Here is a 16,545-nt window from a genome sequence, read left to right as displayed (position 1 = left end):
TATGGTCTAAGCTCCCCGCTGCTCCTGAAGCTGGCGAATCAGGATATGACTGAACCACTTCCGTCCAGATGCTGTACCCACGTATTGCTCTTGTTTCTCCTCGGGAAGATCCGGGTGCTCCCATATGACATGAGCACCCTCCAGATGTTCCCGTACCGCATAGATCCGATACCCCTGCGCAACCATTCGCTCGATGGCGATCCTCTCGGCCTCAAACACATCATGATCCGACATCAGTTTATCCCTCCATTCACTGCCGCCACAGGCTGTTTCAATGGCATGGGTACACCTGCATCATATTTGTTGCGCTTCACATATCGCCCTGCTCCCGCTGTCCCGGCATACTGCCGATCTCGAATGACATACTCCCCACGGCACAACACCGTCACCGGACACCCCTGTACCTGCATGCCTTCAAATGCACTGTAATCAACATTCATATGATGCGTATCTGCCGAGATCACCCTGTTTACAGAGGGGTCAAAAATAACGATATCCGCATCAGTCCCTACAGCCAGAGTCCCTTTCTGCGGAAACAATCCAAATAACTTACTTGCTCTTGTCGAACATAGATCAACCCATTGATTGAGCGTAATCCGCCCTTTGACTACACCTTCTGAATACAGAATGCTGAGTCGATCTTCGATGACCGGCCCCCCGTTCGGAATTTTGCTGAAATCATCCTTGCCCAGGTCCTTCTGCCCTTTGAAATTAAACGAACAATGATCAGAGCCAATCGTCTGTAACTGACCGCTTTTCAATGCGTTCCATAGTACTTCCTGATGCGCTGCTTCCCGCAGCGGCGGTGACCAGACATACTTTGCACCCTCAAAGTCCGGCTGATCCATGATCGACTGATCCAACGTCAAATACTGAGGACAGGTCTCCCCCCAGATTCGGTAACCCATTTCACGCATACGCGCGATCTGCTCCACAGCCTCCGCACAGGTCACATGCACCACATACAACTGTGAATCCGCAAGTGCAGCCAGTCGTGCCGCTCGGCCTGTCGCTTCTCCCTCCAGCATGGATGGACGAGTCAGCGCATGATGAATTGGCTCCGTGCGCCCTTCGGCGAGTGCTTGTCGAACCAGCAGGTCAATAACATCCCCGTTCTCGGCATGCACCATGACGAGTGCGCCATACTCTTTTGCCTTTTGCAACGTCTGGAAGAGAATCCCGTCATCGGCTTGAAACTGGTTTTTATACGCCATGAACACCTTAAAGGATGACACCCCCTCTTCTTCAATGATCTGCGGCAACTCCTCCAGCACCTGATCATTCATCTCCCCAATCATCAGATGGAAACCATAGTCGATGGCGGCTTTACCCTCGGCTTTGGCATGCCATTCCTGGAGGGATTCGATTAATGGACGGCCTTTTTGTGTCAGGCAGAAATCAATAATCGTCGTTGTACCGCCAAAGGCTGCCGCTGTCGTTCCCGTTGCAAAATCGTCCGCCGTTACTGTTCCACCGAATGGCATATCCAGATGTGTATGCGGGTCGATACCGCCCGGAATAACGTAACAGCCGGCTGCATCCACCATTTCCGTTCGTTCGTCTGGCACCAGTCCGATGCCAATCTGTGTAATTTTACCCTTTTCGATCAAAATATCTGCTTCAAAGGTATCTGACGCTGTGACCAACACACCATTACGAATCAATTTGCGGGTACTCATGATATCGCCTCCTTGGTTGATTGATCTCCGACCGATTGCAGCATGGCAATCGCAGACTGACGTTCATTCCAGGTTACAGGCTCCTGCTCAGGCACAAGCTCCACCATCTCAATCGCCCCATCCACCGGGCACACGATCGAACACAGATTGCAGCCAACACAATCCTCCTCCACCACTTCCAGATAGGAACCGGACGGGTCGGTCAACATGTCAATACACTGATGCGAAGTGTCCTCACACGCAATATGGCATTTGTTGCAATTAATGCAGACATCGCGGTTGATGCGAGCGACCACTTTGTAGTTCAGATCAAGATTGCCCCAATCCGAATATCGCGGAACCGTCTGGCCTACCAACTCTGCTACGCTGCTCAGACCCTTCTCATCCAGATAGTCATTCAGCCCATCAATCATGTCCTCTACAATGCGGAATCCATGATGCATCGCTGCGGTACATACCTGAACCCCTGTAGCACCCATAAGCAAAAACTCTGCCGTATCCCGCCAGTCGGATATGCCACCAATACCCGAGATTGGCACACCCACCTCCGGATTACGTGCGCACTCGGCAACCATGTTCAGTGCAATTGGCTTCACAGCTGGGCCACAATACCCGCCATGCGCTCCTTTGCCGCCTACATGTGGCACGGTATTCCACGAATCCAGATCCACACCTGCCAGGGAGTTAATCGTATTGATCAGGGAGATCGCATCTGCGCCGCCGCGAACAGCTGCCCGGGCGGTTGCCGTAATATCCGTGATATTCGGCGTGAGCTTCACAATCACTGGTGTGGTCGCCACTTCCTTCACCCACATCGTCTGTAGTTCGACCAGGTCAGGTTGCTGACCAGAGGCGGCTCCCATACCACGTTCAGCCATGCCATGCGGGCAGCCAAAGTTCAGTTCCAGACCGTCGACGCCGACGGCTTCCACCTTTTTCACAATCTCATGCCACTTCTCCCGCGTAGGTTCCACCATCAGTGAAGCGACAACCGCGCGATCTGGGAAGCGTTTCTTGGTCTCGGCAATCTCCCGCAGATTCACTTCCAGCGGACGATCGGATATCAATTCAATATTGTTAAACCCCGCCACCCGCTGTCCGCCGAAATGAACCGCCGCAAAACGCGAGGATGTATTGATAATCGGCTCACCCAGTGTCTTCCACACCGCGCCGCCCCAGCCCGCTTCGAACGCACGCTGAACCTGATACCCCGTATTGGTCGGTGGTGCAGAAGCCAACCAGAATGGATTGGGTGATCGAATACCTGCCAGATTAATGGATAAGTCAGCCATAACGATCCCTCCTTGGTGTTTGACCTTATTAGTTACACTGAACACTCCGATGACAGAACAACCTTCCGATCGCTGTTATTCCCAGATTTTTTTGATTCCTTTTCTAAAGGGAAAATCCGGGAATAAAGGCGAGCACTTCGTTTCTTCAGGTCCTTTCTTTCCTCTCCGTTTCGTGTAAATGTTTAGTACAATGTATACCGTTGTATTGGATATTTGGTCGTGCTCAGGATCTCTGCGTAGTAACGGTGTTGCTGGATAGCACTTGTAATCTAACGAACCGTACACCTCTTATTCGACTCATTTGCGGCACTTTCAAAATCTAACGAATCGTAGAAAGCTTATTGGGCTGTAATCGCTCATTTAGGCTTTATTTCGACGGTTTTTTGTCAACATAAGACGTGTGAGATTCGTTAGATTTTTCAATCCTCCATAATTGCCACAATAAGGTGTGTAAGGTTCGTTAGCGCATCAGGGATGCGAGAATGCGAGGTTCGATGCATACCAGACATCTTGCTCAGATCTACACCTCATCTCTCTAGCCATCCCTAGCGTCCTCCCACCCGTACTCTTTCCTCTCACCCTTTCATTGACACTTTCCGTGCTCTTTATTTCCCTTTTCTTCCTCACCACTTACGCCGTCTCTTCCACCTGCCCAGGCAATGCCTTCATGACTGCGGCGGCGGCCAGCTTACCTTGCTGTGCAGCCGAGACAACCATCGCCTCACCCTGGCCCTGACCAAAAATAACATCTCCTGCCGCATAGATCTGAGGATGCGAGGTACGGTACGTGTGCGGCTCAATCTCGACAACGCCCCAGTGATGACGCAGTCCAATCGCTTCGATTAATGGTAATAAACGATGCTGTCCAATCGCCCGAATGACCGTATCACATTCAATCATGAACTCCGATCCCTCCACAGGCACAGGCAATGCACGCCCACCTCCAGGCGGAGTAATCAGTTCCATTTTCACACATTCTACAGCCTGAACCCGACCGTTCTCGTCTCCAATAATACGCTGCGGCATCGTAAACCAGCGGAACTCCACACCTTCCTGCTTGGCAAACGTATATTCAAACGCATACGCCGTCATCTGGCTTTCCCCGCGCCGATATAACATCTGCACCCGCTCGGCACCCAGACGCACCGAACAGGTCGCTGCATCTACCGCCGTATTGCCCGCGCCAATCACGGCGACCTTCAGACCATTCAGTGCCGGCGGAACACCCTGCTTCGTAGACTCCACCAGTTCAATCGCATCATAGACACCTTCCAGTGTCTCTCCTTCAATGCCCAGCATGGGCACCGATCCCATGCCGCAAGCCAGAATGACCGCTTCATGCTGCTCCAGCAACTGCGTAGCAGGAATATCTACACCAATGCGCACCCCGTAACGGATCTGCACACCCAGCGCTTCCACCTGCTCCACTTCCCATAACGCAACCGATTCGGGCAGACGGAAGGATACGATGCCGTACGTGTTTAGCCCACCGCCTTTGGGTTTGGCTTCATAGATCGTCACCTCATACCCTGCGCGCCCCAGTTCACGTGCCGCCGACAGTCCAGCTGGCCCCGCTCCCACAACAGCGACGGTTCTCCCATTGGCAGACGCCGCCTGGAATAACGGCTCATTCTTCGCCCGCGCCCAGTCAGTGGCGTAACGCTGCAAGTCACCAATACGAATCGGCTTCGACGATTCGTTCAGCACACATGCGCCTTCACACAGTTCCTCTGTGGGACAGACACGTGCGCAGCTAGCTCCCACCGGATTCGCATCCATGATGGTGCGGGCCGATCCTTTCAGGTGCCCTGTTGATATTTTGCTAATAAAAGACGGGATATTAATGTCGGTTGGACAGGCCTTGATACAAGGTGCATCGTAACAGTACAGACAGCGGTTCGATTCCTCCATCGCTTCCTTACCTGTCATGGCGGGTTTCATCTCGGCAAAACGACTCTCCCATCCATAATCGGATAACGTTGTTCCTGAGCTGTTCATCAATGTCGTGCACCTCCTGGAGAATGATCTACGCTATCTCAAACTCAAACAAACTTGCGTGCATTATACGTTCCACCCCGCTGACAGAATCACTTACCGATCACGTGTTGCCGCTTCCTACAGACTAACCAGATGTTCGTACGTTTCCGGCCTGCGATCACGGTAGAACTGCCATACATTACGTACCTCACGAATCATCTCCGTATCCATCTCGCCAATGACGACCTCATCCTGATCCCTGCTGCCGATGGCAACCATTCTGCCTCGTGGATCGACCAAGTACGACTGCCCATAAAATTCACCCATATTCCACGGCGCTTCCACGCCGACCCGGTTGATGGCTGCCACATAATAACCATTAGCTACCGCGTGAGCGGGTTGTTCCAGTTTCCACAGATATTCCGATGTACCTGCAACCGTAGCAGATGGATTAAACACAATCTCTGCACCTGCCAGCCCGAGCAATCGTGCCCCTTCCGGAAAATGACGATCATAACAGATGTACACACCCACTCTGGCGTAGGCCGTATCAAATACCGGAAACCCGAGGTTGCCTGGTTTGAAATAATACTTTTCCCAGAACCCATTCGTACCCTCACCTGCTTCCACATGCGGGATATGATGTTTGCGGTATTTGCCCAGATACGTACCATCTGCATCAATAACGGCTGCCGTATTGTAATACGAAGCAATGCCCTCCACCTCGTACACCGGCAAAATAATCACCACCGCAAGCTCCTTCGCCAACTCCTGAAACAGCTTGGTCGTGGGCCCTTCCGGCACGGGTTCAGCGGATGCATACCATTTTGGATTTTGCTCTGTACAAAAGTACGGCCCATAAAATACTTCCTGCAATCCAATGATCTTGGCCCCTCTTGCAGCAGCTTCACGGACCAACGTGATGTGCTTCTGAACCGCAGCCTCTTTGTGAACTTCAATGGGAGCCGAACCTTCAATCTCATGTGATGCCTGGATTAATCCGATGCTGATTTTTCCCATATCGTCACAACGCCTCCTCAGGTAAAATGGTTGGTTGGTTCACTCCACCGCACATCCTTCGAATGGTTCGATACAGCACTTCCGTGCCGAGTCCAATATCCTCCGGAGAGGAATATTCGCTGGGATGATGACTGATGCCGTCCTTGCTACGGACAAAGATCATGCCATAATCACACACACGCGAAAGGGCCAACGCATCATGGAACGGACCACTCATCAGTTCTGGCAAAGTAACCCCGACCTCTTCCGCAGATGAACGAATCACCGATTGGATTGACTCTGCACAATACCTTGGCTCACTGTTCGTATCCTCGGTCAGCGAATACGTTAGACCATATCGGGAACTCACGTCATCCAAAATGTTCATCAATCGGGCTTCCAGCCGGTTCCTGCGTTCCATCTCCATGTCTCGTAAATCAACCGTGAAGCTGACTTCCTCCGGGATGATATTACGCGAATCCGGAAACACTCTCAGACTTCCTACCGTACCTACAGTTGGAGCTTCCGGGTCTTCTCTCACCATATCGTCAAAAGCGGAAATAACTCTGGCGCTGCCTGCCAGAGCATCATGCCGCATCCCCATCGGAACGGAGCCGGCATGACCCGCCATACCTTTCATCGTAACCGTAAGCCACAGCGGACCCGAGATGCCGGTCACCAGACCTATCGGAGCATTCAGCGATTCCAGCACTGGCCCCTGCTCAATGTGCAGCTCCAGATAACTGCCTATGGAACCTGGCGGATAGATCGCTTTTTCAAAATCCGAAGGAGAACAGCCGAAGGCTTCCAGCGCCTCCCGGCGGGTCACTCCGTTTTTATCCTGCCGCTCCAGTTCGCCTTCTTCCAACTGACCGGTTATACCACGCGAGCCGAACAGGCCTTTGTTAAAACGGGAACCTTCTTCATCGCAAAAAGCAATCACCTCGATCGGCATACGGGGCTGAATGCCAATTTCGATCAGGCATTGCACCGCTTCGAGTGCACCGAGCACACCAATCGCTCCATCATATCGACCGCCATACGGCTGAGAGTCGATATGGGAACCAATCATGAGGATCGGCAGCGCCTGATCCGCACCTTCCAGACGACCAATCAGATTGCCGAAGGGGTCAACTCGGGTCGTCAGACCGGCCTTTTCCATCCACAGGCGAACCTGTATGATTCCGTCCATATCTTCCGGGGTCAGGGCAAGTCGACAGACGCCCGTCTCTGCGATTCGCCCAATCTGTGATAACTGCTCAATTCGCTCATTCAACCGAAGCTGATTGATGAGTTTGCCTGTTGTGGTCTGCATCGTCCCTCACCTCCTTGTGCATTGTTATCACATCATGTGTTGAAACACTTTATTTTGCTTAATTTTGCTTGCCAACACTTCTGTCGTACTTGTCGTACATGTGTGTTCTCATCCATATCCAGTTACTAACTCGCATCCAGACTTCGCAACGCAGCGAGCAAACTTCCTGCGATTAGGTCCAGTTCTTCCTCCGTGGTGACAAACGGCGGGGAGATCGTCAAAATATTCGCAAACCCTGGCACGGTATCTCCGTTCTTGCCGATCAGAATGCCATCCCGCTTACAACTGGCGAGCACCTTCATTACTTTATCCGCTTCCGCAGGAGACCCGTCTGCTTCAATCAATTCCACCCCACAGGCGAATCCGAATGAACGGATATCCCCCACAATGGACAGCTCCAGCAATGGTTCCAGCTTCTCACGAAGCAGGTATCCCAGTTCCTCCGCACGGCTGACCAGACTCTCTCGTTCCAGAATTTCCAGATTCGCCAGCGCTACCCGACAGGACACCGGATTCCCACCAAATGTATTCACATGACGAAAATGCGCATCTGTTCCGGGTTCCCGGAACGTGTCATACAGATCGGCCCGCACCGCCGTTGCGGATAGCGGTGAATAGGCACTGGTCATGCCTTTTGCCATCGTCACCATATCTGGCTGAATACCATAGTTCTGATGACCAAACTTCTGCCCCGAGCGGCCAAAACCACAGATGACCTCATCGACAATGAGTAGCACGCCATAGCGCTGACAGATCTCTTGCACGGTGCGCATATAATCCGGCGGAGGGACAATCATGCCACCCCCAGTGATCACCGGCTCCATAATCACTGCGGCAACCGTCTCAGGACCTTCCCAACGAATCACCTCTTCATAGATGGTTGCACACTCGAGTCCGCATCCATCCTTGTTTCGCCCAAACGGGCAGCGGTAACAATACGGTGGTGGAACATGAGAGAAACCTACGCCGAGCGGTTCATATTTGATCTTGCGGGCGGCTTGCCCGGTGGCGCCCAGTGCCCCCATGGAGTTACCGTGATAGGCACGGTGACGGGAGATGAATTTGTGCCGAGTAGGCTCACCATTCTGATGGTGATACTGACGGGCTATTTTGAAAGCCACCTCATTCGCATCTGAACCCGAGTTGGAGAAGAAGATTCGATACTCCCCCTCCAACCAATCATTCAGCTTCTCTGCCAGCAAAATTGCCGGTTCGTGACTCTGCGTCATCGGTACATAAGCGAGGGATTTCATCTGTTCGTAGGCACTTCTCGCAATTTCCTCACGGCCATGCCCTACATTCACACACCATAGTCCAGACATCGCATCCAGATAACGTGTACCATCCTGATCGGTGATCCAGCTGCCCTCCCCACTTACCGCAATCATCGGATGATCGTTATGAGGTGAGATGTGATGCCATACGTATTTGCGATCCTTCTCCAGCCATTCTTCCTTCGTACCGCCAAGCGGCTGAGGCTGCTGATCCACAGAACTCATTCGTCATCCTCCTCCACACGTTTATTTCACCGCTTCTTCATAGATGCTTTTCTCCAGTGCTTCATCCAGGTTGGCGGCTTTTTTGATCAGGCCATAGTTCAGCGCAATATCCGCAGTTCGGGTAAATGATTCATCCACAAAACTGCCGACTTGCTGCTCCGTAAATCCTTCCGGGCGAATCAGCTTTGCAATCTCTTCCAGCATCGTGACCTGATGCTCACGAGTGGTGCTGCCCTCCGTCACATTACTCATCACGATATCCACTGTCTCATTCTGATTGTCGATGGCGTAATTCCAGCCCTTCAGAATGGCACGGGTCACTTTGACCGCAAGCTCACGATTGCTGTCTACCCAATCTTTCTTGGCAATCAGCGTATCCTCCAGCATGCCAACACCGGCATCTTCAATGTTGAACACATCCAGATCGGATTCTTTTGTTCCACTTTCCAACACCACGTGGTATTCGTTATAGATCGTTGCTGTCGCCACATCTACCTGGTCATTAAAAAACTGATCCATCGTGAAGCCCTGCTTCACCAGTTCAATGTCTTTCTTCGGGTCCAGGCCATTCTTCTCCATGAATGCGAGCACCTGAAACTGCTGACTGCCGAACCAGGTACTGACCTTCTTGCCTTTCATCTGAGCGGGATCGGTAATACCTAGCGACTTCTTGGCGATCAAGCGATAACTGCTCTTCTGTGAGATCTGGGCGAGTGAGACGAGTGGCAGACCGTTATCCCGGCTGACCAGCAGACTGTCCACTCCGGTGATCCCTACATCGGCGGCGCCATTGACCACCTGCTGCTCAATCACGATATCCGGCCCACCCGGAATAATCTCGGCATCAATGCCTTCATCTGCAAAAAAACCTTTTTCCTTCGCTGCATAGATTCCGGCAAACTGCGCCTGAGGCACCCATTTCAGTTGAATTCTCACTTTGGTTAAGGGTTGATCTGCTTCGCCCGCCCCTCCTGAACTTGCAGCAACAGGCTCAGCGGCCGGCTCGGACTGCGTAGAACATGCACTCAGCATCGTAACAACCAACAGGACCAATACCAGCAAACCCGGCTTCAACGTTTTGTACATGGACAGAACAACCCCCTGTGTATATACGATTTATCAATCATCAGTCCGTGTTCAAAAAAGTCTGGTTTTCAGTACCGTGGACTTATTGAACAACCTCAATCACGTATTACGATCTATGGTTGATACCCTGATGTATGTTAGTGATCTGTGCGTGCACGATTCCACGGAATGAGCCGCTTTTCTGCCAGGACAACCGCTTCATACAACACAATACCGAGCGCGGCGGCGATGACAATGCAGGACCAGGCCAAGGGCATGTTCGCCAATCGAATCTGATCCGAGAGCAAGTACCCCAGCCCCTGGGAGGCGATGAAAAACTCACCCACAATGGCCCCGATAATACTGGTCGACATGTTGATCTTCAGACCCGCAAAGAGGGAAGGTATGGCATGAGGCAGTCTCAGCTTCCAAAAAAACTGCATCCTGCTTGCGGCGAGGCCACTCAGCAGATCACTATACTGCGGCTGAATGGAGGTCAGCCCCTTAAACAGGCTGACCGCCATAGCCGCCATCGTAATGACGGTGATGACTGCAATACGTGACCAGATCCCGTCACCGAACCAATTGTTCATAATCGGGGCAAGAGCCACGATCGGAACAGCGTTCAGTGCCGACAGAACCGTAACCGCCGCCTTGCCGCTTGTAGGAAAGAACGATGCACCCGCTGCCGCCAGAGCGCCCAACAGGGAACCCAGCAGGAATCCCCCCAGCATTTCGGTTCCGCTGTACATCGCATATCGAAAGAGCATATTGGCATTCTCCTGTATCGATGCCGCAATCGCGGAAGGCACAGGCAGTTGGTAGCTTTCCAGCGAGAATATCCAATGAAACAACCTCAGCTGCCAGAGGGAGAGAAACAATACACCCGCACCCCAAGGAAGCATGCTCAGTGCAATCGATCGCCTGCGAACGCCGATGCCCAATCTTGCCTTTTCGGCTTGTCCCGGTTGTCCATGGATTTCCGATCCGGGAGCAGATGTCATCTGTGAACCAGGGAGGGGCGTAGCAGTTCCCGTTACAGCAGCAATTGCCACACCTTCATCACGTTTCCGCTGCATTACCCTACCTTCACTCATGTGGCATCGCCTCCTTTGGCCCTGAATTCAGGCTGCCAGGGGGTTAGCCAACGTTCGGCCAGACTGATGACCAGATACGAGATCAGGCCAATGCCAATGCTAAGCATGATGGTTGCCCAGAACATGCCCACTTGGGCATGGCCGTAATATAACGAACTAACCATCAGGACACCGAGTCCGTCAGGGGCACCCATCAATTCCACAACGATAGAGGAGGTCACCGCCAGCGGAGCAGCTATTTTCATACCTGAAAATAATCCCGGCAGTGCTGAGGGCAACAGACATTTGATATATCGTGCAGTCAATGAAGCTCCACAGGAACGCATCAGTTCCAGATGCTCTGGCGCTGCACTTTTTAATCCTTTCAACGTATGGATGATGATCGGGAAGAAAGTTACGTACGCCGCCATAACCATTCGGGCCCATTCCGCGTTGTGAATGATGCCGTACACAATTGGTGCGAGACCAATCACCGGAACCATCTGTGAGGAGACTATATATGGCGATAACGTGCGCTCCAGCCATACAGCTCCGCTCATGAGCAGAGCCAGACCCAGGCCCAGCAGCGTTCCCCCTGCAAAACCAATGGCCGCATTGCCAAACGTGACCGCCCCCTGCTCTGCCAGCGTACCCGAGTAACGAAACAAGGCTGCAAGCACATCATGCAGATAAGGAAGGCGAGACGCCGCCTGCTGGGGTGACAGGAATAGTTGGAGCATCCAGGCGATTCCCTCCCACAGCACCAATACGGCCATAATCCAGATGACGACCCAGGATCGATATCCCGGTTTAAAGAACCGCAGGGACATGAGATTCATCACGCTCCTCGTAGAAGCAATTGCGAATGGTTGTGATCATGTGGTAGAAAGCATCCGTTTCTCTCAGTTCACTATGGCGTTCAGAAGGCAGGTCGACGGAATGAATGGAATGTACTTGCCCCGGATGCGCCGAGAGTACGATGATCCGGTCGGACAGAAATACCGCTTCGGGGATACTGTGTGTGACAAAGAGGAAGGTCTTGCCTGTTGAGCGCTTGATCTCAAGCAGCTCCAATTGAAGCTTTTCTTTGGTGAATTCGTCCAGTGCCGAGAAGGGTTCATCCATGAGCAGCAATGGTGGATCAAGCGCAAGGGCACGCGCAATGGATACTCGTTGCTGCATGCCTCCACTGAGCTGCCATGGATAATGGTCGGCGAAGCGGGTTAGTCCTACCATTTCAAGCAGCTCACTGCTAATGCGGCGGCACTCCTTCCGGCGGGTACCGAGCAGCTCCAGTGGCAATTCCACATTGTGACGAACGGTGCGCCAATCGAACAAGGCGGGTGTCTGGAAGACAATACCGAACTGTCGCTGTAGTCGAGCCCGCTCTGGCTCCTGACCGGCAATGCGAACGGTGCCTGAGGTGGGCTGAAGCAGATCACCCACTAACCGGAGCAAGGTCGACTTGCCACAGCCGGAAGGGCCCAGCAGAGAGACAAACTCATTGGACTCGATCTGGAATGTAACATCCGACAAAGCAGTGACTTGTTGTGTACCTGTGCCAAAGACAACGGACACATGATCTACATCAATATGGCAGGCTCCAGGGACTGTAGCTGAGGGTGCGGAGGACATGGGCATTCTCCTTTGTGGAAGTTATTTTCATGGCACACAAGGCTGAATGGGAGGTTTATATACACGAACGTAACAGGTTTGCTTGTTAGATAATACTATATCGCTTTGGGCGGGGATTACATTATACAGTGTGTTTTGAGTATGGGCCTGTTCATGTTACACAATGTAAAATGAGATGTATTCTCAGATATATCCATGTGAGTTTTCCTCGTATTTAGCTAACATACATTTCACTTAACAACAAACGCACGATCATTTGTATTTATTGAATAAATATTCGGAAAATATGACATATGCCCTCGTATTCTTGTCCATTTTCTTGTATAAAGATTGAATAGACGTACAAGGGCTCCACCTCCACGTGTCAAGACTCCTGAATGATGAATGCGGTATCACTATTCCGGATCAATCACCACGCAGGCTGGCTTCCTTTGTCATATATCACTTTGAAAACCACATATGTAGGTCTATCCAAAGATCAGTAGAACGAAGCTTTCAAATCCAGAAATCGGGGTGGTCATGATGTTTGATTGGCTGGGATGGAGAAAAGGATTGCCGCTGTGGCGATCGTATCGGTTGAACGCACATATGAAGGAAGATGTGGAACAGATTTTTGAGGGAATTGCCGAAACGAGACGGCAGATTATGATGGACTGGGCAGATGAACAGTGGAACCACCTGGACCGTTTGCTTCAACAGATACAGTCGCTTCAATTACAGGATGTATTACAAGGTACACCGCAAGGAAGCAAACTAGATGCATGGTTTCAAGCCAGTTATATTCGAGCTGTTGATAGTACGGAGCTATTCATGCTGAACGAACAGAATCAGGTGGTATTCTCTACATATAAGAAACATATTGGACAGATCTATGAGGATCACGAAGCTTTGATAGGACCAGGATTGAAGTACTCCAGAGCAGGTCAGCAGGAAAAAAAATGCTTGTTTGGTCCTTACTCTGATCCCCTGACGCTGGATATTGGTCCACGCTCGTCCGCTTTTCACGATGATGTCACCTTGCTGTTTATCTCCCCAATTCTGCAGGAAGGTCGCTATGTCGGTTCATTATGCAGCCGTGTACCCGGGGATGTACTGGGTGACCTGATTCAACGAGAGTCCGGTCATATCTATCCCGATTCCGGTGACAATTACCTCTTTATGGCCGAGTCGATATTACGGCCTCATCTGCAACCCGGCACTGCCTTATCCCGAAGCCGCTTCGAAGACCGTACCTTTACGCATGGGGAAAACCTCAAAGATGGCGTCACCACCGAATGGGGCATCGTTTCCGTTAAAGAGCATACCGAGCTGGAACTGATGTTCACCGATCCATCGACCGGAGAACTGCACCCCGGAGTAGCAAACACCATTCAGAATGGTTCCAATCTGTTCGTAGCCTTTCCCGGCTACTCGGATTACCGACATATTTCTGTAATCGGCAAAGGCATCACCTTCCAGCTGCCACACTGTCCTGATCGCTGGGGCATGATGTGTGAAGGTGATTTAGAGGAAGTGTATCGGATACGAAACATCGGCTGGCGCCAGTTCAAGCAGCATAGTCTCTTCACGCTTTTGTCAGGCGTTGCAGGAGCCGCCCTTGTCTATGCCTTCACCGGAAGTGGATGGAGCGCAGCAGCAATAGCAGCATTTAACGTGTTATTCGGATTCTTCACTGCATTACAGCTGCATCGTAGCCAATATCGGCGGGTTCATGAAGACTTGCGGCGCATCAGCCGTTTTATTCGAATTAATGCGGAAGGCAGGGGGGATCTGACCCAGCGCCTGGACACGTCTTCTTTTGCCCAAGACGAATCGGGTGAACTGGCGAAATGGATCAACAACATGATTGACTCTCTGGAGGGCATTATGCTGAAGGTACAACTTGCCACCGTAGACGTTATGGACAATCAGGTTCAGATGCGAACTTCAACAGAGACAACCCAGGGCACGACTGAGCGTGTGAACCACAAGCTTGGTTCGATGATTCAGGCCATTCGCACCCAACTGGAAGATCTGGATCAGGCCAGAATTGCTGCCGATCACATGCGCATAACGCTGCAACAACTGGAGACCTCTGCAACCGAACAGATCGGCGTAGCCCAGCAGGAAGTGGAACGAATCGGCGATAAAATGACCCAAATCTCGGGAGCGGTATCCGATACCAATCGTACCATCCTGTCCTTTATGGATACGATGAAGGAGATTTACCGCGCACTGGCTGTCATTGATGAAATTTCAGCTCAGACCAATCTGCTGGCTCTGAATGCTACCATTGAAGCTGCACGCGTGGGCGAACACGGCCAGGGCTTCTCGGTCGTGGCAGGGGAAATTCGTAAGCTGGCTGATTTATCCCGTTCTTCTACTGAAAATATTCATCAGATTCTGGACCGAATCTCAACAGCAGCAGGAGCTGCTTCCCAATTAATCACAGAGGGTGATCAGGTACTTGCTGAAGGAACGACACTGGTTCAGGCCGCTTCGCAACTTCTGAAAAATGCTACCGCTGAAGAACCTGAGCGCACACAAGTCGTAGATCAAGTGGTCATGCTGATGGAAAATATCGCTGCAATCAGCCATCAAAATCGGGCGACTTCCGCTGAGGTAGAAGCCGAGATGATGGAGCTGATTCGTGATATGTTACAGGTTCAGCATTCTTCGCATAATGTGGAAGCCATTACAGTCTTTCTGCAACAACTCGTGGGACAATTCCACCTGAACCACCCCGCCAAAAATGCTGTCATCTGACGTTATCGTTGACGCGGATTGGAGAAATAGCTAAAATTTGATGCAACTGTTCCTTTTGAAATTGTCGTATCATTTATAATAGAAGATTTCCAATCTGAACCGATGAAAGGGTGGTCTGCATGGAATTGCTTCAGGATTCATTTGGCCGAATACATGACTACATCCGTATTTCTGTTACGGACCGCTGTAATTTACGCTGTGTGTATTGCATGCCTGCAGAGGGCATGGAGTTTGCTCCACATGATGAGATTATGAGCTACGAAGAGATCGCACAGGTACTGAAGGTGCTCGCTCCGATGGGCATGCGTAAAGTTCGGCTCACCGGGGGCGAACCATTGGTGCGCAAGGATCTGCATAAGCTCGTCGGCATGATCTCAGCGATTGAAGGTATTGACGATATTGCACTAACGACCAACGCTCTTCTACTGGATAAGCAAGCTCAAGCATTGAAGGACGCTGGATTGAACCGGATTAACATCAGTCTGGATTCCCTACGCGCTGATCGTTTCTCCATGATTACCCGGGGCGGGGATGTGAACAAGGTACTGAAAGGCATTGAAGCTGCAACAGCCGCTGGCCTTGCTCCGATTAAGCTGAATGTCGTGCTCATGAAGGGTATCAACGATGATGAGATCAAGGATTTCATTGCAATGACGATGGATCAACCTCTTCATGTGCGTTTTATTGAATATATGCCGATTGGACACGCTTCGGATTCATGGCGCAAATCTTATTTGCCGCTGGAAGCCGTGACAGATGTATGCGCTGAAGCAGGCTGGACGGTAGAAAATACAACAGGCCCTGCGGGCAATGGCCCATCACGCAATATGAAAATTGTGGGCTCCGAAGGCACATTCGGATTGATTCATCCCGTGAGCGATCACTTCTGTGATAATTGCAACCGACTTCGGTTGACCGCTGACGGACATATCAAAGCCTGTCTGTACTGGTCGGATGAGTATAATGTTCGCCGTTTCGTGGATGATCCGGATGCCATGGCGGCACTCTTCCTCAAAGCGCTGGGTACGAAACCGAAGAATCATGAAATGGCTCTGGCTTTGGAACAAAAAATGCAATCTCATACGCCGACTGTACGGCGCATGTCCCAGATTGGCGGATAATAAAGCAGACGAGAACTTGATTGTTCTCGCCTGCTTTTTTGTCATGTTTTCATAAATTTCTGAAAATAATCCATTCTCCTGTTTCATTTATTAAAATTTTAATTAATATATGTTATTGCCCTTGTTGGGTCTTCAAGATTCC

13 protein-coding genes are annotated in these 16,545 nt (G+C 51.2%); 2 read left to right on the top strand and 11 right to left on the bottom strand.

Annotated elements, in window-relative coordinates:
- Nucleotides 1-6: 6 nt before the first annotated feature.
- From ACX9NY_RS26350 to ACX9NY_RS26300, 11 genes are all read right to left on the bottom strand, one after another.
- Nucleotides 7-234: a hypothetical protein gene (locus ACX9NY_RS26350; RefSeq protein WP_253441366.1), complete on the bottom strand. Its 228-nt coding sequence runs from the start codon at nucleotides 232-234 to the stop codon at nucleotides 7-9.
- Nucleotides 234-1,679 carry a dihydropyrimidinase gene (hydA, locus tag ACX9NY_RS26345; protein WP_472475998.1) on the bottom strand — a complete coding sequence of 482 codons (1,446 nt, stop codon included), beginning with the start codon at nucleotides 1,677-1,679 and terminating at the stop codon, nucleotides 234-236. Before hydA ends, ACX9NY_RS26350 begins: the two co-directional genes overlap by 1 nt.
- Nucleotides 1,676-2,971 (bottom strand): NAD-dependent dihydropyrimidine dehydrogenase subunit PreA, encoded by a 1,296-nt coding sequence (preA, locus tag ACX9NY_RS26340; RefSeq protein ID WP_253441370.1) that lies wholly within the window; start codon nucleotides 2,969-2,971, stop codon nucleotides 1,676-1,678. The genes hydA and preA overlap by 4 nt, the downstream gene beginning before the upstream one ends.
- 630 nt (nucleotides 2,972-3,601) lie before the next feature.
- Nucleotides 3,602-4,969: an NAD(P)-dependent oxidoreductase gene (locus ACX9NY_RS26335; protein ID WP_472479414.1), complete on the bottom strand. Its 1,368-nt coding sequence runs from the start codon at nucleotides 4,967-4,969 to the stop codon at nucleotides 3,602-3,604.
- A 117-nt stretch (nucleotides 4,970-5,086) separates the two neighbouring features.
- A complete protein-coding gene (locus ACX9NY_RS26330; protein WP_472475996.1) occupies nucleotides 5,087-5,968 on the bottom strand; it encodes a nitrilase-related carbon-nitrogen hydrolase in 882 nt (293 codons plus the stop codon).
- Nucleotides 5,969-5,972: 4 nt separating this feature from the next.
- Complete coding sequence (locus ACX9NY_RS26325; protein WP_472475994.1) at nucleotides 5,973-7,262, bottom strand: M20 family metallo-hydrolase; 1,290 nt, start codon at nucleotides 7,260-7,262, stop codon at nucleotides 5,973-5,975.
- A gap of 125 nt (nucleotides 7,263-7,387) precedes the next feature.
- Nucleotides 7,388-8,761: an aminotransferase gene (locus ACX9NY_RS26320; RefSeq protein ID WP_472475992.1), complete on the bottom strand. Its 1,374-nt coding sequence runs from the start codon at nucleotides 8,759-8,761 to the stop codon at nucleotides 7,388-7,390.
- A gap of 21 nt (nucleotides 8,762-8,782) precedes the next feature.
- Nucleotides 8,783-9,847: an ABC transporter substrate-binding protein gene (locus ACX9NY_RS26315; RefSeq protein ID WP_472475990.1), complete on the bottom strand. Its 1,065-nt coding sequence runs from the start codon at nucleotides 9,845-9,847 to the stop codon at nucleotides 8,783-8,785.
- 137 nt (nucleotides 9,848-9,984) lie between these two features.
- Nucleotides 9,985-10,923 (bottom strand): ABC transporter permease, encoded by a 939-nt coding sequence (locus tag ACX9NY_RS26310; RefSeq protein WP_472475988.1) that lies wholly within the window; start codon nucleotides 10,921-10,923, stop codon nucleotides 9,985-9,987.
- Complete coding sequence (locus ACX9NY_RS26305) at nucleotides 10,920-11,741, bottom strand: ABC transporter permease (protein ID WP_339238268.1); 822 nt, start codon at nucleotides 11,739-11,741, stop codon at nucleotides 10,920-10,922. Before ACX9NY_RS26305 ends, ACX9NY_RS26310 begins: the two co-directional genes overlap by 4 nt.
- The gene (locus tag ACX9NY_RS26300) at nucleotides 11,713-12,537 is read right to left on the bottom strand and encodes an ABC transporter ATP-binding protein (protein ID WP_472475986.1); all 825 of its coding nucleotides are present in this window, start codon (nucleotides 12,535-12,537) and stop codon (nucleotides 11,713-11,715) included. Before ACX9NY_RS26300 ends, ACX9NY_RS26305 begins: the two co-directional genes overlap by 29 nt.
- Nucleotides 12,538-13,056: 519 nt before the next feature.
- Here ACX9NY_RS26300 and ACX9NY_RS26295 point away from each other — a divergent pair.
- Complete coding sequence (locus tag ACX9NY_RS26295) at nucleotides 13,057-15,282, top strand: methyl-accepting chemotaxis protein (protein WP_472475984.1); 2,226 nt, start codon at nucleotides 13,057-13,059, stop codon at nucleotides 15,280-15,282.
- A 119-nt stretch (nucleotides 15,283-15,401) separates the two neighbouring features.
- The gene (gene moaA / locus ACX9NY_RS26290; RefSeq protein ID WP_339238273.1) at nucleotides 15,402-16,403 is read left to right on the top strand and encodes a GTP 3',8-cyclase MoaA; all 1,002 of its coding nucleotides are present in this window, start codon (nucleotides 15,402-15,404) and stop codon (nucleotides 16,401-16,403) included.
- Nucleotides 16,404-16,545 lie beyond the last annotated feature (142 nt).

The sequence above is a fragment of the Paenibacillus sp. CB74 genome, assembly GCF_055687625.1.
The sequence above is the reverse complement of the archived record's forward strand: the minus strand, read 5'-3'. Positions and strand labels throughout refer to the sequence as shown.

Bases quoted from the DNA above. Each gene is read 5' to 3' on its own strand.
- ACX9NY_RS26350 (WP_253441366.1), bottom strand. From the start codon at position 234: ATGTCGGATCATGATGTGTTTGAGGCCGAGAGGATCGCCATCGAGCGA.
- hydA (WP_472475998.1), bottom strand. From the start codon at position 1,679: ATGAGTACCCGCAAATTGATTCGTAATGGTGTGTTGGTCACAGCGTCA.
- preA (WP_253441370.1), bottom strand. From the start codon at position 2,971: ATGGCTGACTTATCCATTAATCTGGCAGGTATTCGATCACCCAATCCA.
- ACX9NY_RS26335 (WP_472479414.1), bottom strand. From the start codon at position 4,969: ATGAACAGCTCAGGAACAACGTTATCCGATTATGGATGGGAGAGTCGT.
- ACX9NY_RS26330 (WP_472475996.1), bottom strand. From the start codon at position 5,968: ATGGGAAAAATCAGCATCGGATTAATCCAGGCATCACATGAGATTGAA.
- ACX9NY_RS26325 (WP_472475994.1), bottom strand. From the start codon at position 7,262: ATGCAGACCACAACAGGCAAACTCATCAATCAGCTTCGGTTGAATGAG.
- ACX9NY_RS26320 (WP_472475992.1), bottom strand. From the start codon at position 8,761: ATGAGTTCTGTGGATCAGCAGCCTCAGCCGCTTGGCGGTACGAAGGAA.
- ACX9NY_RS26315 (WP_472475990.1), bottom strand. From the start codon at position 9,847: ATGTACAAAACGTTGAAGCCGGGTTTGCTGGTATTGGTCCTGTTGGTT.
- ACX9NY_RS26310 (WP_472475988.1), bottom strand. From the start codon at position 10,923: ATGAGTGAAGGTAGGGTAATGCAGCGGAAACGTGATGAAGGTGTGGCA.
- ACX9NY_RS26305 (WP_339238268.1), bottom strand. From the start codon at position 11,741: ATGAATCTCATGTCCCTGCGGTTCTTTAAACCGGGATATCGATCCTGG.
- ACX9NY_RS26300 (WP_472475986.1), bottom strand. From the start codon at position 12,537: ATGTCCTCCGCACCCTCAGCTACAGTCCCTGGAGCCTGCCATATTGAT.
- ACX9NY_RS26295 (WP_472475984.1), top strand. From the start codon at position 13,057: ATGATGTTTGATTGGCTGGGATGGAGAAAAGGATTGCCGCTGTGGCGA.
- moaA (WP_339238273.1), top strand. From the start codon at position 15,402: ATGGAATTGCTTCAGGATTCATTTGGCCGAATACATGACTACATCCGT.